The organism is Pedobacter frigiditerrae, assembly GCF_032678705.1.
In the GTDB taxonomy this organism is placed as follows: domain Bacteria; phylum Bacteroidota; class Bacteroidia; order Sphingobacteriales; family Sphingobacteriaceae; genus Pedobacter; species Pedobacter frigiditerrae_A.
In genome coordinates this window covers 119,240-137,727 of the sequence record NZ_JAVTSS010000002.1, presented here as the reverse complement: position 1 = coordinate 137,727, position 18,488 = coordinate 119,240, and the positions used below count along the sequence as shown (strand labels likewise).

The window sequence follows — 18,488 nt, the reverse complement described above, 5'->3', positions numbered from 1 at the left end:
TGAAAAAGGTTTATAAGTATAGTAATGAGCAAAAAGAAAAAGACGGTTGTTGAAACCGACGCAGATGTTATTTTAATTGGTGCTGGTATCATGAGCGCCACTTTAGGTTTACTTTTAAAAGAATTAGATCCAAGTTTAAGCATTGAGATTTACGAGCGCTTAGATATTGCGGCGGCCGAAAGTTCTGATGCTTGGAACAATGCAGGTACTGGTCACTCGGCATTTTGCGAATTAAACTACACACCGCAAAAGAAAGATGGTTCTGTAGATATTAAAAAAGCAGTTCAAATTGCTGAATCTTTTGAAGTGTCTAAACAGTTTTGGGCTTATTTTGTAGAGAAAAATATCCTTTCTGACCCTTATCTTTTTATTAGAAATATTCCTCACCTAAGCTTTGTTTGGGGCAAAAAAAATGTGGAGTTCCTTAAAACAAGATTTACTTCTTTGCAGCAATGTAATTTGTTCAAGGATATGGAATATACAGAGGAATCAGCTGTTATTCAGGAATGGTCGCCTTTGGTGATGGAAGGCAGGTCTAAAAAGGATAAAGTTGCCGCAACAAAAATGGATTTAGGTACCGATGTAAATTTCGGTTCTCTTACCCGTGAAATGTTTAGCTATTTGAGCAAACAATCAAATGTAACCTTGCACTTTAATCACGAAATACGTGAGTTAGATAAAGTGGATAATGGAGATTGGAAAGTAACCGTTAAGGATTTAGAATCTAGAAAGAAACGTAATCGCTGCGCTAAGTTTGTATTTATTGGCGCTGGCGGCGGTTCATTACCTTTATTAGAGAAATCTGATATCCCAGAGGGAAAAGGTTTTGGTGGTTTCCCTGTTAGTGGGCAATGGTTAAAATGTACAAATGAAGAAGTAATTGCTCGTCACCACGCAAAGGTATATGGAAAAGCAGCCGTAGGTGCTCCACCAATGTCTGTTCCCCATTTAGATACGAGAATTATCAACGGCAAACAAGCTTTGTTATTTGGTCCGTATGCAGGTTTCTCTACTAAGTTCTTAAAAAATGGATCGTTTCTAGATTTACCATTATCTATTAAATTCAATAATATCCGTCCAATGGTTTCTGCTGGACTAAAAAATATCGATTTAACAAAGTATTTGATTGAGCAAATTCGCCAATCGCCTGAAGATAGATTTGAGGCTTTAAAAGAATACCTGCCAAGTGCAGAATTTAAGGATTGGGAATTAGAGTACGCTGGACAAAGAGTACAGGTGATTAAAAAGAAAAAAAGCGGGGGAGGAATTTTAGAATTTGGGACAGAGGTAGTTAGTGCTGCTGATGGTTCAATTGCTGCTTTGTTAGGCGCTTCACCAGGTGCATCAACTGCGGTTTCTATCATGCTAGATTTATTAGACCGTTGCTTTAAAGACCAATTGCAAACTCCAGAGTGGCAGGCTAAAATAAAAGCGATGATACCGACCTACGGCCAAAATTTAGCAGAGAATAATGAGCTTTGTGAGCAAACTAGAAAACATACATCAGCTGTACTAAAATTAAATAGCTTGGTAGAAAGTTAATCTAGTAAGTTGTCAATCTGAGCGAACCTGTTCCGACTTCTTCGGGAGTCGAAGATTATATTTCATTATAAAATGATTGGCTTGTTTTTATTACATTTAACTAATGAATAAATGGAAGCTACTTTTTATAATTCCTATAACCTATATCATTTGCACAATTGTTGTTAACGTAATTGGGGTAAATAGAGAACTAATTATCCCTGTTAAAGCTGCAAGTTCTAAAAATTGGGATCTAAAAAGTTATTGGTACTACCCATGGGGTGTTTCAGGAATTCATAAAGGCATTGATATTTTTGCGCCACAGAGAACCCCAATCTTAAGCCCTGTAAATGGTTTCATTACTTCTTCTGGTTATAGTAATAATGGTGGAAATTATGTTAATATTATAAGTGCAGACTTTCGGTTGTATTATTTTGCACACCTAAATACATCAGGAATTAGTCAATTTAGATTCGTTAAAAAGGGACAGCAGATTGGGGCGGTTGGAAATTCTGGAAACGCAGTTAGTAAACCATATCATCTACATTTTTCTGTTTTTTCTTTTATTCCAATACTGTTAATTCGTTAAAAGATTATGATTGCGCAACAAAATATATGTATAATCATTTTGACAATAAAAATAAAGCATTTGGTTTTTGTATAAGTTCTGGAACTGGTTCAGGTACATATAGCCCTACTAACGAAGGTTTTAATTTTACTTCTGACGCTGCTGCTGCCAATATGTATGTTATGGAACATGAGTTTATTCATGCTTTTCAAGATGATACATACACTGGGGGTACAGAACAATATGGCCTTGGTCCTAATGGCCCACAAGATGGCTTTGTAAATATCGAGTTTGAACAGGCATTGATGAATGATATGATAAATTACGGAAATACAACCGCATTTGACCTTAGTAGTGCCACGCAAGCGCAAAAGGATGCTTATCTGTTATGGATTAATCAAGTAACAAGTAATGGTACAACGTATCCTAAATTAAAGCCTAATGGTACATCTGCTGAAATTGCTGATTATAATGCTTTTATGAGTTCTTATAATTCTTTTTTGGCGGCATATAATGCATTGTCAGGTAACTTAAATCATAGCGTAGCATTAAATCTATCACCGCAAGCCCTTATTAAACTTTTTAATAATATTAATAGAAATTGTCCATGAAAAATTTAATTTTTATACTCCTAACGTTTGTGTTTTGCTCGAGTTGTTTCGCTCAAAATACTTTAAAAGATGGTAAATACACACAAGATGGTAAGGTCTTTAAGGTAACAAAGAGTACTTACCAAAATAAAATTTCATTTTCTGTAAGTGTTATTGGTAGATTTTGGGATAAACCATCTCCTCCTCCAAAAGACCCAAATGGTTTTCGTACAAATAAGAAAGATATTCATTTCGATATAGCCAACGTTCAAAAGATAATTAATGATATATTGATTGATAAGAGAGAAGGTTTGCAACAAAACAAAGATAGAATAGATTTATCGTTTACTTTTTTGCAAGAGAGTGGAATTATAGAAAATATATCTTATTTTTTTAATGGGAGCACAATGATTAATTTAAAAGATATTGCAAAAATAGATAAACAACTTAAGAAAAATATTAAGGCAACTTTTACTGGTAATGAATATAAAAATTTCTATTTAATACCTTATGGGATGGTCAGTATTACTTTTTAGAGAATTTTTAATTATAAAATGATTTAATTTCTTCTCAATATTTTATAAGGCTTTATTATGTCATTCAAAAAAAATGCTTTAGTTTTTTTTATTTCTGTTGTTGCCTATAATTATGGCTTTGCTCAAAAAATAGGTGATACAGTTACCACATTAACCGATACCATAAATATTTATGGAAAAGTGATTGATGAAAAAGGTGAAGCCTTAGTTGGTGCTAATATTATCTCCAGAACTGTAGATGAAAAATATAATAACAGGACAGCAAAAACGGATATCAATGGCTTTTTTTTTCTAAAAGGCATCAAACCGATTGATACATTAATATTTTATTATGGTATAGATGATAAAATCATTATAAATAAGGGCAGTAGGTATTTATTAGTAAAAATTGTAAGTCAAACAAGAACATATAAAGTTGGAGAAGAGCTTTCCATTTCGGCTAAAAAACAATCTTCAAATCCAAAACTTCTAATTAAGAGAATTGTAAAGGAACCTACGTCTTATTTCGATGGAGTTTATAGTCCAATTCCAGCATTATACAATCACGGTATGAATAAGTTATATCAATTTTTAAATAATGCTATGGTATATCCTAAAGCGGCTATCGAAAATAATATTGAAGGAGTAGTTGAAGTTGAATTTACTATTGATGAGGATGGGTCCGCTAAAGATTTTTTAATTATAAGGGATATAGGTTATGGGTGCTCAGTAGAAGTGGTAAGAGTTCTCAAAACGATGAAAAAGTGGATTCCAGCTATGAATGAAGGTAAATATTATCCGCAACGAATTTCATTGGAAATACCCTTCAAATTAATAAAATAAGAGAGCTAATGAAATCTATAAATTAAATCTTATGCTGTTATAGATTCCGCAATTTCTTCTGCAGAAATATCACTATGCGACGAATCTAAAATGCATTCACCATCTTTAATTAATAGCGTTTGTGGCGATTCATGATGAACCTGAAAAGTTTCGGCAATTGCTGCAGAAACATCTCGATGACTAATCAAATCTAAAAAGTAAAGTTGTGTATCTGCTGGGATGGCTTCCCAGTCTAATTCGAAATTTCTTTTCGCCATTAAGCTAATTGAACAACGGGTACTGTGCTTAAAAATAACACTGTACCCATTAGTATTTTTAATGGTATTAACCTGTTCAAGGTCATTAAGACTTATCCACTGCATTTTTTATCTCCTTCTTTTTCCCTCTGGGTAAGAGCTATAAGCAGGACATAGGCGAGAAGAGCATGATTCTAATACTGCGATAGCGCAGAACACAAATAATAATAGAATAGCTACTTTTTTCATCGATGATTGTTTTAAGAATTCCTTTTTATAACTCTAAATTACAAAATTTTATGAATAACAAGCAAGCTTGTTAAATTGTTGCAGAAAAATGGGCCATTTTTAAAGCAGTTATTGCCGCCTCATCTCCCTTATTTCCATGTTTGCCACCAGCCCTATCTATAGCTTGTTGCTCATCATTAGTAGTTAAAACTCCAAAGATAACTGGCTTACTGTGTTTAATACCAACATTTGTAATTCCATTAGCTACAGCTTCACAAATAAAATCAAAATGTTTAGTGTCTCCTTGTATCACGCAACCCAAACAAATAACTGCATCTAACTTTTTCTTTTTGGTTAATAAGATTTCTGCAGCTCCTGTTAACTCAAAGCTTCCTGGTACTGCCATAGAAATGATATTCTTTTTATCAACACCATGCTTAATTAAAGTATCATAAGCACCTTGATACAGTGCACCAGTAATTTTTGCATTCCATTCTGCTACAACTATAGCAATTTTAAAATTTGCACCGCCCGGAATGGTGGTATGAGAAAAATCTGATAGATTTTTAAGATGTGAAGCCATGGTACAAAGATAAATTTATTGTTGAATAAGTTGAGGAGGTTTATGTCGTAATTTCGTCATTGATACATGCTAATAATTCTCTTAAATAAATTCTAGAATGAGATTGCTTCGGGCGATGAAAAATCGACCCTCGCAATGACGATAAAGAGCACAAAAAAAAAGACCCTGAGTTAACAGAGTCTTTTAAATCCGCTTTGCGGAAAATTAGTTTGTTTGTGCTTGTACGCGAGCTAGATACTCATCTATCATTGTTGCCTCTTGGCTATCTGGATATTGAGATTTGATTTTTTCATAAGCTTCTTCAGCACCTTTAAAATCTTTTAAAGTTTCATTCACTAAACCTAATTTTTTAAGGAACATTGGAGAAGTAAATTTGTTGCTCGCTTTATCAGCTGCTTTTTTGTAATAAGTAGCTGCTTGTTTGTAGTCTTTTAATTCACTATAAGCATCGCCTAATAAGCCTAAAGCCAATGGGTCTGCAACCGGACTGCCAGTAGCTGTATATTTACCTAATGCCTCAGTAGCTTTTTTGTACTCGCCTTTACGTAAATAAATACCGCCTAAATAAAGGTTAGCTAAGTTAGCAGATTTAGTATTGTCATATTCTTCAGCAATTTTTTCTAAACCATAATTGCCACCTTCGCCATTAATTGCTTTGTTAGCTAAAGAATCTACACCTACATATTGCTCTGATTTGAACATTTTAGCAGCTGCTTCATCTGCTCTGCTTGGCAAATAAGACGCGAAATAATATAGAGCAATTGCTCCTAAAGCAAGTATAGCTACTGCTATAAATAACAAACTTTTACCGTTCTCCTCAAGGAAAGTTCCTTTTCTCACTGGTTGTGTTGTTGTAGTATCTGTTGTAGACATTTGTTTTTTAAAAAAAATTGAGATTGCAAAAATACGTTTTTAGATGAAAGTATCAACCCCTTTTTTAACTATTTAATTAAACTTTAGTCGATTAGGAACAACAAAAAAAGTAAATTGCGGCGTATATTTTATGTGGTTAAAAAACATTACTCTTCTCAACTTTAAAAATTACTCATCTGCAGAGCTAACTTTTGCAAAAACAGTAAATGCTTTTGTAGGAAATAACGGCGCTGGCAAGACCAATTTGCTTGATGCTATACATTATTTATGCCTGTGCAAGAGTTATTTTAATCCGATAGATAGTCAGCAAATTAAAACAAATGAAGACCTTTTTTTAATACAAGGTGATTTTGACCGAAAAGAAAAAAACGAAAAGATAACCTGTGGTTTAAAACGAAATCAGAAAAAGAGTTTTAAACGAAATAAAAAAGAGTACGATAAATTGGCAAATCATATCGGGCTTTTCCCGTTGGTGATGATTTCTCCATATGATGTGAATTTAATCATGGATGGGAGTGAAGAACGTAGAAGGTTTATTGATAATGTAATTTCACAAACAGACGCCAATTATTTGGATGAGCTCATTATTTATAATAAACATCTTTTAAATAGAAATGCTTTGCTAAAACAAGTTGCAGCAACAAGAAAGTTAGATGTAACATTATTGCAAATCTTAGATGAGCAATTGATTTTGTCAGGAAATAAAATTTATGAGAAGAGAAAACAATTCTTGTCTGATTTTATTCCACTTTTTAATAAACACTACAGTTATATCACAGATGATGCTGAACAAGTTTCTTTAAACTATCAATCTCAATTAAATGAGCAATCTTTTGATAGTTTATTAGCCAATTCTATAGAAAAAGATAGGGTTTTAGAAAGAACTACAACTGGTATTCATAAAGATGAACTTTTGTTTACCATCGGCGATATGCCTTTGAAAAAGTTCGGCTCTCAAGGACAGCAAAAATCATTTTTAATAGCATTAAAACTTGCTCAGTATAGCTATTTGCAAAAATTTAAGGGATTTAAACCTTTGTTATTATTGGATGATATTTTTGATAAATTGGATGATTTGCGAGTACATAAATTAATGGAAATGGTTTCTCATCATGACTTTGGGCAGCTATTTATTACTGATACTGGAAAAGAAAGAGTGCTTTCTGTTTTTAATGAAATTAAAGTTGATGTAACTTTGTTTGAAGTTGACAATGGAATAATTAAACATGCGTAAACCAAACGACATATCATTAAAAGATGCGATAACAAAAATGTTATCGGTTTATCGTTTGCGTGGTAAATATGATGAAACTGGAATTGTGGTACACTGGCCAGAATTAATGGGTACAGCAGTGGCAAATAGAACAACTCAAATTTATGTTAGTCAGGGCAAATTATTTGTTCGCATCGAATCATCAGTTATTAAAAACGAATTATTGATGGTGCGAACTGGAATAATTGATAAGTTAAATGAACGAGCAGGTTCTAAAGTGATTTCGGAGATTGTTTTTCTGTAAAGATGCCGTTTCAGAAATCTTTATCGAAGAATAATATTGAGAGGTCGTCATTCCCGTGAATCCCGATAGCTATCGGGAGGGAATCGTAATGCTTATGAAAGGTTAAAATTATTTCTTAACAGACGCATTAAGATGCCCACTCACTTGTACCGAATTTACTTCGGTAAGCTGAGCATGACGAAACCGCCAAATTGATTCTTAATACATCGCTTTAGCTTTTTCCACCGCCAAAAACTTTAGAAACTAACCAAATTATTAAGGCTAATACGATAACAACTATTATTACGCCAGACCAAACTCCAGCTTTAAAGATTCCTTCAACTAATTCACAACTACTTAATGTGGTTGCTAATAAGGCAACAATTGCCAAGGCGCTATATTTTCTCATGATGTTTTGTTTTAATGTGGAGATAAAACAGAGAAAATGGCGAATAGTTTTAATTATGCAGGATTTACTTGCTATGGAATGCTGTCTGTGTAAACTAAACCCTATTGAAACGAGCACGTAGCGGTAAGCCTTTTCGGTTACCACGAAGTAAAGTGGAAAGAGGGGCTGCATTAGCCATAAAAAAAAGACCCATCTTTTTCAAATGAGTCTTAAATTTTTAAGCAGTGGTTTTATTGACCTACCTTGATTAATTCTACTTCAAATATTAAAGTGCTAAACGGAGGAATGCTGCCATCTGGAGTAGCTCTACCGCCATAACCTAAATTATAAGGTACAAAGAAACGATATTTTGATCCTTCTTGCATTAACTGTAAACCTTCTGTCCAACCAGAAATAACTTGATTTAAACCAAATGTTGCAGGCTCATTTCTTTTGTAAGAACTGTCAAATTCAGTTCCATTTAATAAAGTGCCTTTATAATTTACAGTAACTTGGTCTGTTGCGCCAGGTTTTGCGCCTGCTCCTTGTGTAATAACTTCATATTGCAAACCACTTGCGGTTGTTTTAATGCCTGGTTTTACCTTGTTTGCTGCTAAGAATTGATTGCCAGCATTAACATTTGGCATGTATTTTTGCTTGTCTTCTTCTTCTTTTTGTTTGCTAAAACTGGTGAAAAGATTATTGATAACTTCTTGACATTGTTGTTGGCTTAATGTTGGGTTAGCTTTTGAGAAAACATCACGTAATCCTTTATTAAATAATTCATAGTTTATGGTTTTTAAACCACCTGATTGAAAGCTGCTACCTACATTTATCCCTAATGCATAACTTGCCGAATCTAAAGTGTTTTTAAATAATGGAACTTTATTCGCAACAACCTTCGATACGCTTTTTACGGCAGTTGTAGGTTTTTTTACTGTTGTAGTTTTTTTAGCAACTGTTTGGGCATTTACGGTCAAACCCGCTACAGCTATCATTCCTGTTAATAATATTCTTTTCATTCTCTTATTTTAAGGTCGAAATATAAATAAAAAAATAAGCACCTTAAATTAATGAGGTGCTTATGTATGTAATTTAACTGATAGTTTGCTTAGAAACGTTCGTCAGCAGTAAAGAAGAAATCTCCTTCAATTTGAGCATTTTCATCAGAATCAGAACCGTGAACTGCATTTGCATCAATAGATTTTGCATATTTCTGACGGATAGTTCCTTCAGCAGCTTCAGCAGGGTTAGTTGCACCAATTAAAGTTCTAAATTCTTCAATAGCGTTGTCTTTTTCTAAAATAGCCGCAACTATAGGTCCAGAAGACATAAAGCTCACTAAATCATTATAAAAAGGACGAGCACTGTGAACTGCATAAAATTCACCAGCTTGTTCTGGCGTTAATTTTGTGTATTTCAAAGCGATGATTTTAAAACCAGCTGCAGTGATGTCGTTTATGATAGCGCCAATGTGCCCGTTTGCAACACCATCAGGCTTAATCATTGTAAATGTTCTATTTGTACTCATTGTATATTTAATCAAAATTTTTTGCAAAAGTACAAATCTTTAACTTAATATTAAAGGTTACTGAATTAAAGCACTCAATTAAACCTAAAATTATTAGCTTTGCAGGCGAAAAATTATGATATCAATCTCTGAACTAAAGACATTATTGGTTACGCCACAAAAGATTGTGATTACTACACATCACAAACCAGATGGAGATGCAATGGGCTCATCGTTGGGTTTATATGCCTTTTTAATTCAAAAAGGACATCATGTAAACGTAATTACACCAACAGATTATCCAGATTTTTTACATTGGATGCCCAATAATTCTGATGTAATCATTTACACAGAGGCACAAGAAAAGTCTATAGAATTGGTTAATCAAGCAGATTTAATTTTTTGCTGCGACTTTAATACCTTAAGTAGAATAAATGAATTAGGTGAGCATATTCGTGAGGCACCAGGTTTAAAATTGATGATTGACCATCACTTAGAGCCAGAAGATTTTGATGATTATCGCCACTGGAATATTAATGCCTGTGCTGCTGCTCAATTAGTTTATGACTTTATAGTAAATGAACTTAATGAAGCCGAGTTGATTAATAAAGATGTAGCTAGTTGTCTTTATACAGGCATCATGACAGATTCTGGCTCGTTCCGTTTTCCATCTGCAACATCAACTGTGTATCGAATTGCAGCGGATTTAATTGATTTAGGAGCAGAACATTGGAGAATCCACCAGTTGGTGTATGATAATGCATCTGAAAACCGTTTGCGCTTTTTAGGTCATTGTTTGACTAACAAATTAGAGATTTTAAGGGATTTTAATACAGCTATAATTACAGTATCTGCAGATGAGCTAAAAAATTATGATATTGCAACTGGAGATACAGAAGGTATTGTAAATTACGCCTTGTCTATTAACGGAATTAAGTTAGCTGCATTTATTATTGAAAGAACTGATAAAGTTAAATTATCTTTGCGTTCTACAGGCGATTTTCCAGCCAACGAAATCTGTAAAAAATACTTTGCAGGCGGTGGGCACAGAAATGCAGCAGGTGGGGCATCTGATAAAAACTTATCAGATACAATAGCAGAATTTAAATCGATATTACCAGAATATAAAACTCAATTATTACAATAAAAAAGATGAGCAGAAAGCTCTTCAAACCAAATTAAAAACAGATAAAATATAATGAAAAAAAGTTTAGTAATTCTTTTAGCGGCTACATTAGGCTTAGCTTCTTGCAACAGAGAGAAAAAAGGTCCAGGAGGTTTGTTGTATACAATTCATCATTCTGAAGGAAAAGAAAAAATTAAAGTAGGTGATGCAATTAAAATGAACTTTGTTCAGAAAAACGATAAAGATTCGGTTTTAGCTAGTACTTATGAGAATGAAATGGCTCAGATATTCCCAGTTCAGGCAAAAACTTATGCTGGTGATATTAATGATGTTTTATTAATGTTTGGTGAAGGTGATAGCGCAACTTTTAAAGTGAACTTGGATACCATGGCTTTCTATACTAAAAACCCTAAGCCAGAACAGTTTAAAAATGATAAATACATCACTTTTACAGTTAAAATTGAAAAAGTAATCGCTAAAAAAGCAGGTGAGGCAGATTCGGTTTTCCAAAAAAGAGCTGGTGAATTTTTCCAAGCAGATTACAAAACTACAATGGAAAAAATTAAAGGGGCTGAAGAAGGCAAAATCAAAACTTACATTGCCGATAACAACCTTAAAGTTACAACTGCTCCAAGTGGTTTAAATTACGTAATTACTGCTCCGGGTAGTGCTGATAGACCAGCAATGGGTGATACAGTATTATTAAACTACACTGGAACTTTAACTAAAAAAGATGCTAAAGGAAAATACAAGTTATTTGACACTAGCGATGAGAAAAAAGCTAAAGAAGCAGGTAAATTACAGCCAGGTAAACCTTATGGGCCAACTAAAATGGTACAAGGACAAACTGTTCCAGGTTTTACAGAAGCTTTAACTTTAATTGGTAAAGGTGGTAAAATCACAGTTGTTATCCCTTCTAAATTGGGATGGGGAGAACAAGGTAGTCCACAAGGGGGTATTGGTCCGTATGCACCAGTTGTTTTTGATGTAGAAGTAGTAAACATCATCAAAGGTCAGCCTGCTCCTCCTGCTCCAACTGCACCAGCAGGAGCAACACAACCATAATTAAGTTAATCAAAATATTAAACCCTGTTCTTAATTGAGCAGGGTTTTTTTATGCCTATTTTTCAGCAATGCTGAGAAATAAAAATACCTTTGTATATGCTTTTAACAGATACGCACACCCATTTATATTACGAAACCGATTTAGAAAAACAAGCATTACTAATGGATAGGTGTTTTGCCTTTGATGTAAAACGGCTCTTCCTTCCCAACGTAGATGCGAAATCTATTGAGATGATTGATAATTTGGTTGCAAAATACCCTGAAAATTGTTTTGCGATGGCTGGTTTGCATCCTTGTGATGTGAAGGAAGATTATTTAACGCAATTGCCTTTAATTTATAATAGCATAGCTGATAGAAAAATTTATGCCATAGGTGAAATTGGAATCGATTTGCATTGGGATAAAACAACTTTAGCTATACAACAGGATGCTTTTAAACAACAAATCAACTGGGCTAAAGATTTAGGTTTGCCAATTGTTATCCACTGTCGTGAAGCTTTTGATGAAACTTTCGAAGTGCTAGATGAAATGAAAGATGAAAAATTGAGAGGTATTTTCCATTGTTTTACAGGAGATTTAACGCAAGCAAAAATAGCAATTGATTTGGGTTTTTATTTAGGTATTGGCGGTGTGGTTACTTACAAAAAAGCTGGATTGGATTTAGTGTTGGAAGATATTCCACTAACTAATATTGTATTAGAAACTGATTCGCCATATCTAGCTCCGGTTCCATTTCGTGGTAAGCCAAATGAAAGTAGTTATTTAATTCACATCGCACAAAAAGTAGCTGATATTTATAAAGTAAGCTTAGAAGAGGTGGCAGAGCTTACTACGGAGAACTCGAGGAAGATATTTGGAGTTTAGGTTGTTTAACCGCAAAGACACAAAGATTTCGCAAAGAAAGTGAAGTTAAAAGAAATTTTGTTAAGTATTAGTTAATTTAAATTATTTATAATCAGATAGTTATATTTGATTAAATTAGATAATGGATGAAAATGAATTGTCAAACGAAATTATTGGGATTGCAATTGGAGTACATACTTCATTGGGAGCAGGTCTTCTAGAAAAATGTTTATAAGGAATGTCTTTTTTATAAAATCAATCAATTGGGATTTTATGTAGAAAAGGAAAGAGTTATGCCAGTTGTTTATGAAGATGTTAGGCTTGATTGTGGATATAAGATAGATATTCTGATTGAACGGAAATTAGTACTTGAACTAAAAAGTGTAGAAGCGTTGAATAACGTTCATTTAGCGCAGACGCTAACCTATCTAAAATTAGGAAATTATAGATTAGGCTTACTTATGAACTTTAATACATTTAGATTAAAGGATGGATTGAAACCAGTAGTTAATCAGCTCTAGGTTCTTTTTTTTATTCTTTGCGAAAAACTTAGCGTTCTTTGCGGTTATCTCACTCTAAATTCTCCTTTTCTCTGCGGTAAAAATCCATATCTTTGAGTTGTATGACCAAAATTCTCATCATCTATACTGGCGGTACCATCGGGATGGTTAACGATGCCAAAACAGGCACTTTAATTCCGTTTGATTTTGAACAAATTCAAGATAATGTGCCAGAATTAGCCAGATTAGATTACCAACTTTCTGTTCACTCTTTCGACCCAATTCTAGATTCATCAAATATGAATCCAGATGTTTGGGCAGAACTAGCAGAGCTGATTAAAGAAAAGTATGATGCCTTTGATGGATTTGTGATTTTACATGGCTCAGATACCATGTCATTCACTGCATCTGCCTTGAGTTTCATGCTGCAAAACTTGGCTAAGCCTGTTATTTTAACGGGCTCTCAATTGCCAATCGGGGAGATTAGGACAGATGCTAAAGAGAATTTAATCACTGCTTTAGAAATAGCTGCAACTAAAAAGGATGGCAAAGCGATGGTTCCAGAAGTATGCATTTATTTTGATTATCAGCTTTTTAGAGGAAATCGTTCCATTAAATACAACTCAGAAAAATTTGAAGCTTTTGCATCGCCAAACTATCCTATTTTAGCAGAAGCAGGGGTGAATTTGGATTTTTATCCAAACTATATTTTACCAATTCCAACTGAACCTTTTCAAATTCATACATCATTCAATGCAAATATAGGGGTGTTGAAAATGTATCCAGGCATAACAGAGAATGCAGTTAGGGCAATAACAGAATCTAATGCAGAAGCCATCATTTTAGAGGCATTTGGCTCAGGGAATACAACAACAGCACCTTGGTTTATCACTTGTTTAAAAGAGGCTATTGAAGCCAACAAAATCATATTGGATATTTCTCAATGTAAAGGAGGTTCTGTTCAATTAGGTTTGTATGAAACCAGTAGAAAACTACAAAAAATGGGGATTTTAAGTGGTTCTGATTTAACTTTTGAATCGGCGGTTACTAAGTTGATGTATTTGTTGGGGCAAGATTTGAGCATAGAAGAAGTAAAGAGATTGTTAGAGATTTCTATTGCTGGAGAATTAACAGACTAATAATATTGTTGAATTGTAAGATTGCTTTATTGTTTAGTTCTCAAATCTCACATCTAACTTCTCACATCTATCAAAAGTAAAATTGCTGCAATTATGATTAAAATCATTCTGCTTCTAAATTTATAACCTTATTTTTGCCTTAGATTTGAAGATGTTCTCATATCGCAAATCTCAATACTCAGATCTAAAGGAATGAAAATAGAGCAAATATATACGGGATGTTTAGCCGAAGCGGCTTATTATATAGAAAGTAATGGCGAAGCTGCTATTATCGACCCGCTACGTGAAATAAATCCTTATTTAAAAAAAGCGGCTCAAAATGGAGCGACTATTAAATATATATTTGAAACTCATTTTCACGCAGATTTTGTTTCTGGTCACGTAGATTTAGCAGAAAAATCTGGAGCAACAATTGTTTATGGACCAACTGCAAAAACAGATTTTCCATCGCATATAGCAAAAGATGGAGAACAATTTAAAATTGGCGATTTAACGATTACAACCATACATACACCTGGTCATACGCTAGAATCTACTACTTATTTACTAACTGATGCAAACGGAAAAGACCATTGTATTTTCTCAGGAGATACACTTTTTATTGGTGATGTTGGTAGACCAGATTTAGCTCAAAAAGGAGATTTAACGATGGATGATTTAGCAGGTATGCTTTATGATTCTTTAACTACCAAAATTAAACCTTTGGCAGATGATGTAATTGTTTATCCTGCCCATGGTGCTGGTTCTGCTTGTGGCAAAAGTATGAGCAAGGAAACTTTCGATACTTTAGGTAACCAGAAAGAAGTTAATTACGCTTTAAAAGCGAGTTCTAAAGAACAGTTTATTAAAGAAGTAACCGACGGGATTTTACCTCCTCCGCAATATTTTGCTAAAAATGTAGCGATGAATAAAGGTGGTTATGAAAGTATTGATGAAGTTTACGAAAAAGGTTTAGTTGCTTTATCACCAAAAGAATTTGAAACTGTAGCCAATTTAACTGGCGCTTTGATATTAGATACGAGGGACCCGCAAGTTTTTGCTCAGGCATTTATACCAAATTCAATAAACATTGGTTTAAACGGACAGTTTGCGCCTTGGGTTGGTGCTTTAATTAGCGACTTGAAACAAGAGTTGTTATTAGTTACAGAAGAAGGCAAGGCCGAAGAAGCGATTACCAGATTAGCAAGAGTTGGATATGATAATACCATCGGTTATTTAGAAGGCGGAATTACTGCTTGGCAAGCCGCAGGAAAAGAAACTGATGAAATCAAATCAATCTCTGCTGCAGAATTTGAAGCAGTCTTAAATGCAGATGAGGTTATCAATGCCTTAGATGTTCGCAAGCCTGGAGAGTATGAATCGGAACATTTAGAAGCTACATTAGCTCGTCCTTTAGATTATATTAACGATTGGACAAGTGAAATTAATCCTGAGGAAACTTATTACATTCACTGTGCTGGTGGTTATCGTTCTATGATTGCGGCTTCGATTTTAAAAGCTCGTGGTATAGAAAAAGTAATTGACATTGCTGGAGGTTATAGTGCCCTTAAAGAAACTGAGTTAAAAAGAACTGATTTTGCTTGTCCGAGCAAAGCGATGAAGGTTTAATCGGAATGCCGTCATTGCGATATGGAACTGCTTGTCCCGAACTTTCGGGAACGAAGCAATCTTTCCTATAATATTTTTCTAAAACTAAAGAAACACATTAGGAAGAAAGGTATTGACAAAAATATTAAATAATTGATTTTTTTGGATAGGTACTCATTAAATTCGGCTAACTTTTCTGCTTTTGCTTGAAGTATTCTTGAAGCTTCATTTGTTCCACAAAACATTACAATATAATTTTCTTCCTTAACATTACGCTGGGGAGGATAATATGCAACCCAAATATTATTCTTATCCATTAGAGGATTAAGACTTTCAACTTGACAAACATCTACCGCTTTAACAAAATTCCAATATTTAGCTTTCTCAGTAAACTTGAAATGCACTCCTGTAATAGTGTCTTTAGATCTGATTAAGTTTTTGATTTTTACCTTTGCATATTCAAGTATGATGTTGTCATCTTTTTCATTGCCATTAAATTCAATTTCAATATAATTCCTTGATGAAATTAACTCTTTAAAAGACTGTGAATTGCTAGATTCATCTAACTCATTATGATAAAAGTACGCAACTTCTAAAACGCCAATTTTTTCAAAAGCGTTTTGTTCATTTAGATTCCAAATACAAAGAATGGGTAAAAGAATGAGGCTAATTAATCCAGCTGGATAAAATATTTTATTTCTATTTCTCATCATATATGATGGATGATAAGAAAACTATAATTCCATATTTCAGAACAAAAAAGGCATTCTTAATTAAGGTATCCTCGCATTTTTATCCTTGTTTTTAAGCTGTTCAATTAACTTATTGATGTTTTTCATCATTGTTTCTTCAGTTTTTATAAAGCTTAAATATTTGAGGACGTCTTTTTTTCTGGCTTCGCTTAGTGCGTTAAAATCATCATTTAGCTTTTCCTTTTCAAGTATGGATGAAAGTATTTTTGGCATTGCATACATTTTAACCAGTTCTACTTCGTTTTGTTCTATAGCAAAAGAAGCAACTTCACCTAAGGCAGTTTTGCCACCTTTCATCATGATGAGGTTTACGAACAATCTGTAAAGTGAATTTTTTACTGGAACCAAAGTTTGGATAAAATCGAAATCATTGATTTGACCTTTAATTCTGATGTAACCTTTTTCTGGTTTTAATTGAGCGGTTATATCAGCAGGAACATCAACTGCCCAATTGATTCCTATTTTATAGATTTTTGCTTCAAAATGGTGTTTCATTGTTTATGGATCTGGCTTCTTCCTTTGTTTTCTAAACCCGACAGTAACGAAAATACTTTTACCAAGTCCCCTTCAGGGGATTTAGGGGTAAAAGATTGTAGTGTATGGCGGGACTATCCTGCGGTTTGAAATGCTGACCTTGTTTTTCTAAAATTAACAGCAAAGACACAAAAAGGCAAAGTAATGTTGTTATTTATATCTAACGAATAGATGAAAAAATATTATCCCAAAACATGATGTGCCAATACATTTTGCACCTCATAAACATTAACAGATTTATTGAATTTCTTTTTGATACTTGGCATGGTTTCGCTCGAAATCCATATTTTTAACTCAGCTTCTAAGTCGAAAGTTCCCGCAGTTTCTACACTAAATTTAGAGATGCTTTTATAAGCTACAGATAGATATTCTGTTTTACTCCCAGTTAAACCTTGTACATCTATTAGAATTAAACGCCTATTGGTAAAAATGAAAGTGTCTCTAATTAGTTTAAAGCCAAGTTCAATTTCCTCACCGTTTATTAGCAACTGACCATAATTTTTTTGTAATTCTTCTGGGCTAACTGCTCCCGCATTGCCCATTAACGATGAAAATAATCCCATTTTTCTATTTAAATTTTAAGTTAATCCTTGTGCTTTAGTCTTACGGCTATAAAACCATCCATTGCGTGCTCTACGCCTAAAATATCTTTAGATGTAATAGCTGAGCCGATTACATGATTGCCTGCATTAGGAACTGCAATTTTTTGTTTTAAAGCAGAAGGAGTTCCTAGTTCATCGAACATTTTTAACATGGCATCTACTTTTACAACAGGATCTTGTTCAGTTTCACTTTTGTAATAGTACAACATTAAAACTGGTTGTTTCACTTTAGCAAAAAGTTCTGGTGTCATGCTGCTTTCAATCATTTCCTCAAGCTCTACCAAAGACTCTAAACGATAATTTGTATACCAAAATTTTTTGTAAATAGGGTCTTTTCCTTCTACAATTCTTTCATCACCACCCGTTACTTGCCTCGCAATTTGCAAACCCCAAGGGTTATTCAATAACCAAGCTTTATCGTCATTAATGGCAATATTTGGTGACATTAACACCAGACTATTAATTTCTGGATATGCTGCTGCTAACTGTAAAGCTAAGGTTCCACCTGTTGATGTGCCAACTAGAATTACTTTTTTACCTAGCTTTTTGCCAATAGCATAAGCCTTTTTGCCACTTTCCCAAAGTCGGTCCGCAGTAAAATATTGCATCGGTGCAACGGTATCTAAACCATGGTCGGCCAAACGAGCTAAATATAAATTGGCGTGTAAAGCTTTAGCCAAATAATCATAAGCCGGATTTCCTTCTTGTTTTGAAGCAGAAAAGCCATGCAAATAGACTATTGCATATTCAGTTTGCTGTTTAGAGGTGTCTGCCCAAATAATTTCGGCCTCATTACCTGGTTTAATTTTAAATTTAGCTTCTTGCTTGGCAACATAATTTGGCAATGCCGATAATGTAGGAATGCTTGGTAGTTTAGTGCTGTAATTTGGCCTAAGAGGTTTTGGACCAACAAAATAAACGATTACCAATATCAAAACGATGACAGATAGTATGCTTAAGAATAATTTCATCTATATAAGTTTGATTAA

The 18,488-nt window shown here is 33.8% G+C and carries 23 protein-coding genes; 13 read left to right on the top strand and 10 right to left on the bottom strand.

Annotated elements, in window-relative coordinates; all coding sequences use genetic code 11:
• Nucleotides 1–24 precede the first annotated feature (24 nt).
• The 5 genes from R2Q59_RS11160 (at nt 25) to R2Q59_RS11140 (ending at nt 4,037) form a co-directional block, all read left to right on the top strand.
• Nucleotides 25–1,542 carry a malate:quinone oxidoreductase gene (locus tag R2Q59_RS11160; protein WP_316785558.1) on the top strand — a complete coding sequence of 506 codons (1,518 nt, stop codon included), beginning with the start codon at nt 25–27 and terminating at the stop codon, nt 1,540–1,542.
• A gap of 103 nt (nt 1,543–1,645) precedes the next feature.
• On the top strand, nt 1,646–2,110 hold the full coding sequence (locus tag R2Q59_RS11155; protein ID WP_316785556.1) for a M23 family metallopeptidase: 465 nt from the start codon (nt 1,646–1,648) through the stop codon (nt 2,108–2,110).
• A 26-nt stretch (nt 2,111–2,136) separates the two neighbouring features.
• A complete protein-coding gene (locus tag R2Q59_RS11150; protein WP_316785555.1) occupies nt 2,137–2,700 on the top strand; it encodes a hypothetical protein in 564 nt (187 codons plus the stop codon).
• Nucleotides 2,697–3,215 carry a hypothetical protein gene (locus R2Q59_RS11145; RefSeq protein WP_316785554.1) on the top strand — a complete coding sequence of 173 codons (519 nt, stop codon included), beginning with the start codon at nt 2,697–2,699 and terminating at the stop codon, nt 3,213–3,215. Before R2Q59_RS11150 ends, R2Q59_RS11145 begins: the two co-directional genes overlap by 4 nt.
• A gap of 57 nt (nt 3,216–3,272) precedes the next feature.
• A complete protein-coding gene (locus R2Q59_RS11140; RefSeq protein ID WP_316785553.1) occupies nt 3,273–4,037 on the top strand; it encodes a TonB family protein in 765 nt (254 codons plus the stop codon).
• 29 nt (nt 4,038–4,066) lie between these two features.
• Here the strand turns inward: R2Q59_RS11140 and ytxJ are convergent, their stop codons facing one another.
• From ytxJ to R2Q59_RS11125, 3 genes are all read right to left on the bottom strand, one after another.
• Nucleotides 4,067–4,399, bottom strand: a complete 333-nt coding sequence (gene ytxJ / locus R2Q59_RS11135; RefSeq protein ID WP_316785552.1) for a bacillithiol system redox-active protein YtxJ — start codon at nt 4,397–4,399, stop codon at nt 4,067–4,069.
• 193 nt (nt 4,400–4,592) lie between these two features.
• Nucleotides 4,593–5,084, bottom strand: coding sequence for a 6,7-dimethyl-8-ribityllumazine synthase (gene ribH, locus R2Q59_RS11130; RefSeq protein WP_316785551.1), 492 nt, complete (start codon nt 5,082–5,084; stop codon nt 4,593–4,595).
• A gap of 204 nt (nt 5,085–5,288) precedes the next feature.
• The gene (locus R2Q59_RS11125; protein WP_316768885.1) at nt 5,289–5,957 is read right to left on the bottom strand and encodes a tetratricopeptide repeat protein; all 669 of its coding nucleotides are present in this window, start codon (nt 5,955–5,957) and stop codon (nt 5,289–5,291) included.
• 130 nt (nt 5,958–6,087) lie between these two features.
• Here R2Q59_RS11125 and recF point away from each other — a divergent pair, with 130 nt between their 5' ends.
• Both recF and R2Q59_RS11115 read left to right on the top strand, forming a co-directional pair.
• Nucleotides 6,088–7,191 carry a DNA replication/repair protein RecF gene (recF, locus tag R2Q59_RS11120; RefSeq protein WP_316768883.1) on the top strand — a complete coding sequence of 368 codons (1,104 nt, stop codon included), beginning with the start codon at nt 6,088–6,090 and terminating at the stop codon, nt 7,189–7,191.
• Nucleotides 7,184–7,474 (top strand): DUF721 domain-containing protein, encoded by a 291-nt coding sequence (locus R2Q59_RS11115; protein ID WP_316768882.1) that lies wholly within the window; start codon nt 7,184–7,186, stop codon nt 7,472–7,474. Before recF ends, R2Q59_RS11115 begins: the two co-directional genes overlap by 8 nt.
• Before the next feature lie 211 nt (nt 7,475–7,685).
• Here R2Q59_RS11115 and R2Q59_RS11110 read toward each other — a convergent pair whose 3' ends face one another.
• The 3 genes from R2Q59_RS11110 to R2Q59_RS11100 form a co-directional block, all read right to left on the bottom strand.
• Nucleotides 7,686–7,862: a hypothetical protein gene (locus tag R2Q59_RS11110; RefSeq protein ID WP_316785550.1), complete on the bottom strand. Its 177-nt coding sequence runs from the start codon at nt 7,860–7,862 to the stop codon at nt 7,686–7,688.
• A 230-nt stretch (nt 7,863–8,092) separates the two neighbouring features.
• The gene (locus R2Q59_RS11105) at nt 8,093–8,863 is read right to left on the bottom strand and encodes an FKBP-type peptidyl-prolyl cis-trans isomerase (protein WP_316768878.1); all 771 of its coding nucleotides are present in this window, start codon (nt 8,861–8,863) and stop codon (nt 8,093–8,095) included.
• An 89-nt stretch (nt 8,864–8,952) separates the two neighbouring features.
• Nucleotides 8,953–9,372, bottom strand: a complete 420-nt coding sequence (locus R2Q59_RS11100) for a nucleoside-diphosphate kinase (protein ID WP_316785549.1) — start codon at nt 9,370–9,372, stop codon at nt 8,953–8,955.
• A gap of 115 nt (nt 9,373–9,487) precedes the next feature.
• Here R2Q59_RS11100 and R2Q59_RS11095 point away from each other — a divergent pair, with 115 nt between their 5' ends.
• From R2Q59_RS11095 to R2Q59_RS11070, 6 genes are all read left to right on the top strand, one after another.
• Nucleotides 9,488–10,498 (top strand): DHH family phosphoesterase, encoded by a 1,011-nt coding sequence (locus tag R2Q59_RS11095; RefSeq protein WP_316785548.1) that lies wholly within the window; start codon nt 9,488–9,490, stop codon nt 10,496–10,498.
• Between the two features lie 51 nt (nt 10,499–10,549).
• Nucleotides 10,550–11,542, top strand: a complete 993-nt coding sequence (locus R2Q59_RS11090) for an FKBP-type peptidyl-prolyl cis-trans isomerase (protein ID WP_316768871.1) — start codon at nt 10,550–10,552, stop codon at nt 11,540–11,542.
• 96 nt (nt 11,543–11,638) lie between these two features.
• Nucleotides 11,639–12,406 (top strand): TatD family hydrolase, encoded by a 768-nt coding sequence (locus tag R2Q59_RS11085; RefSeq protein WP_316768870.1) that lies wholly within the window; start codon nt 11,639–11,641, stop codon nt 12,404–12,406.
• Between the two features lie 242 nt (nt 12,407–12,648).
• Entirely contained in the window at nt 12,649–12,906 is a 258-nt protein-coding gene (locus R2Q59_RS11080; RefSeq protein ID WP_316785547.1) for a GxxExxY protein, read from the top strand.
• A 101-nt stretch (nt 12,907–13,007) separates the two neighbouring features.
• Entirely contained in the window at nt 13,008–14,024 is a 1,017-nt protein-coding gene (locus tag R2Q59_RS11075) for a type I asparaginase (protein WP_316785546.1), read from the top strand.
• Between the two features lie 192 nt (nt 14,025–14,216).
• Nucleotides 14,217–15,632: an MBL fold metallo-hydrolase gene (locus R2Q59_RS11070; RefSeq protein WP_316785545.1), complete on the top strand. Its 1,416-nt coding sequence runs from the start codon at nt 14,217–14,219 to the stop codon at nt 15,630–15,632.
• Nucleotides 15,633–15,697: 65 nt separating this feature from the next.
• Here R2Q59_RS11070 and R2Q59_RS11065 read toward each other — a convergent pair whose 3' ends face one another.
• The 4 genes from R2Q59_RS11065 to R2Q59_RS11050 all read right to left on the bottom strand — a co-directional run bounded on the left by R2Q59_RS11065 (nt 15,698) and on the right by R2Q59_RS11050 (nt 18,470).
• Complete coding sequence (locus tag R2Q59_RS11065) at nt 15,698–16,324, bottom strand: hypothetical protein (protein WP_316768860.1); 627 nt, start codon at nt 16,322–16,324, stop codon at nt 15,698–15,700.
• A 60-nt stretch (nt 16,325–16,384) separates the two neighbouring features.
• Nucleotides 16,385–16,858 (bottom strand): YdeI/OmpD-associated family protein, encoded by a 474-nt coding sequence (locus R2Q59_RS11060; RefSeq protein WP_316768859.1) that lies wholly within the window; start codon nt 16,856–16,858, stop codon nt 16,385–16,387.
• Nucleotides 16,859–17,079: 221 nt separating this feature from the next.
• Nucleotides 17,080–17,460 carry a PH domain-containing protein gene (locus R2Q59_RS11055; RefSeq protein ID WP_316768857.1) on the bottom strand — a complete coding sequence of 127 codons (381 nt, stop codon included), beginning with the start codon at nt 17,458–17,460 and terminating at the stop codon, nt 17,080–17,082.
• Between the two features lie 20 nt (nt 17,461–17,480).
• On the bottom strand, nt 17,481–18,470 hold the full coding sequence (locus R2Q59_RS11050) for an alpha/beta hydrolase (RefSeq protein ID WP_316785544.1): 990 nt from the start codon (nt 18,468–18,470) through the stop codon (nt 17,481–17,483).
• Nucleotides 18,471–18,488: the final 18 nt, after the last annotated feature.

Excerpts from the sequence above, each read along its gene's own strand:
- R2Q59_RS11160 (WP_316785558.1), top strand. The coding sequence starts at position 25 with ATGAGCAAAAAGAAAAAGACGGTTGTTGAAACCGACGCAGATGTTATT.
- R2Q59_RS11155 (WP_316785556.1), top strand. The coding sequence starts at position 1,646 with ATGAATAAATGGAAGCTACTTTTTATAATTCCTATAACCTATATCATT.
- R2Q59_RS11150 (WP_316785555.1), top strand. The coding sequence starts at position 2,137 with ATGTATAATCATTTTGACAATAAAAATAAAGCATTTGGTTTTTGTATA.
- R2Q59_RS11145 (WP_316785554.1), top strand. The coding sequence starts at position 2,697 with ATGAAAAATTTAATTTTTATACTCCTAACGTTTGTGTTTTGCTCGAGT.
- R2Q59_RS11140 (WP_316785553.1), top strand. The coding sequence starts at position 3,273 with ATGTCATTCAAAAAAAATGCTTTAGTTTTTTTTATTTCTGTTGTTGCC.
- ytxJ (WP_316785552.1), bottom strand. The coding sequence starts at position 4,399 with ATGCAGTGGATAAGTCTTAATGACCTTGAACAGGTTAATACCATTAAA.
- ribH (WP_316785551.1), bottom strand. The coding sequence starts at position 5,084 with ATGGCTTCACATCTTAAAAATCTATCAGATTTTTCTCATACCACCATT.
- R2Q59_RS11125 (WP_316768885.1), bottom strand. The coding sequence starts at position 5,957 with ATGTCTACAACAGATACTACAACAACACAACCAGTGAGAAAAGGAACT.
- recF (WP_316768883.1), top strand. The coding sequence starts at position 6,088 with ATGTGGTTAAAAAACATTACTCTTCTCAACTTTAAAAATTACTCATCT.
- R2Q59_RS11115 (WP_316768882.1), top strand. The coding sequence starts at position 7,184 with ATGCGTAAACCAAACGACATATCATTAAAAGATGCGATAACAAAAATG.
- R2Q59_RS11110 (WP_316785550.1), bottom strand. The coding sequence starts at position 7,862 with ATGAGAAAATATAGCGCCTTGGCAATTGTTGCCTTATTAGCAACCACA.
- R2Q59_RS11105 (WP_316768878.1), bottom strand. The coding sequence starts at position 8,863 with ATGAAAAGAATATTATTAACAGGAATGATAGCTGTAGCGGGTTTGACC.
- R2Q59_RS11100 (WP_316785549.1), bottom strand. The coding sequence starts at position 9,372 with ATGAGTACAAATAGAACATTTACAATGATTAAGCCTGATGGTGTTGCA.
- R2Q59_RS11095 (WP_316785548.1), top strand. The coding sequence starts at position 9,488 with ATGATATCAATCTCTGAACTAAAGACATTATTGGTTACGCCACAAAAG.
- R2Q59_RS11090 (WP_316768871.1), top strand. The coding sequence starts at position 10,550 with ATGAAAAAAAGTTTAGTAATTCTTTTAGCGGCTACATTAGGCTTAGCT.
- R2Q59_RS11085 (WP_316768870.1), top strand. The coding sequence starts at position 11,639 with ATGCTTTTAACAGATACGCACACCCATTTATATTACGAAACCGATTTA.
- R2Q59_RS11075 (WP_316785546.1), top strand. The coding sequence starts at position 13,008 with ATGACCAAAATTCTCATCATCTATACTGGCGGTACCATCGGGATGGTT.
- R2Q59_RS11070 (WP_316785545.1), top strand. The coding sequence starts at position 14,217 with ATGAAAATAGAGCAAATATATACGGGATGTTTAGCCGAAGCGGCTTAT.
- R2Q59_RS11065 (WP_316768860.1), bottom strand. The coding sequence starts at position 16,324 with ATGATGAGAAATAGAAATAAAATATTTTATCCAGCTGGATTAATTAGC.
- R2Q59_RS11060 (WP_316768859.1), bottom strand. The coding sequence starts at position 16,858 with ATGAAACACCATTTTGAAGCAAAAATCTATAAAATAGGAATCAATTGG.
- R2Q59_RS11055 (WP_316768857.1), bottom strand. The coding sequence starts at position 17,460 with ATGGGATTATTTTCATCGTTAATGGGCAATGCGGGAGCAGTTAGCCCA.
- R2Q59_RS11050 (WP_316785544.1), bottom strand. The coding sequence starts at position 18,470 with ATGAAATTATTCTTAAGCATACTATCTGTCATCGTTTTGATATTGGTA.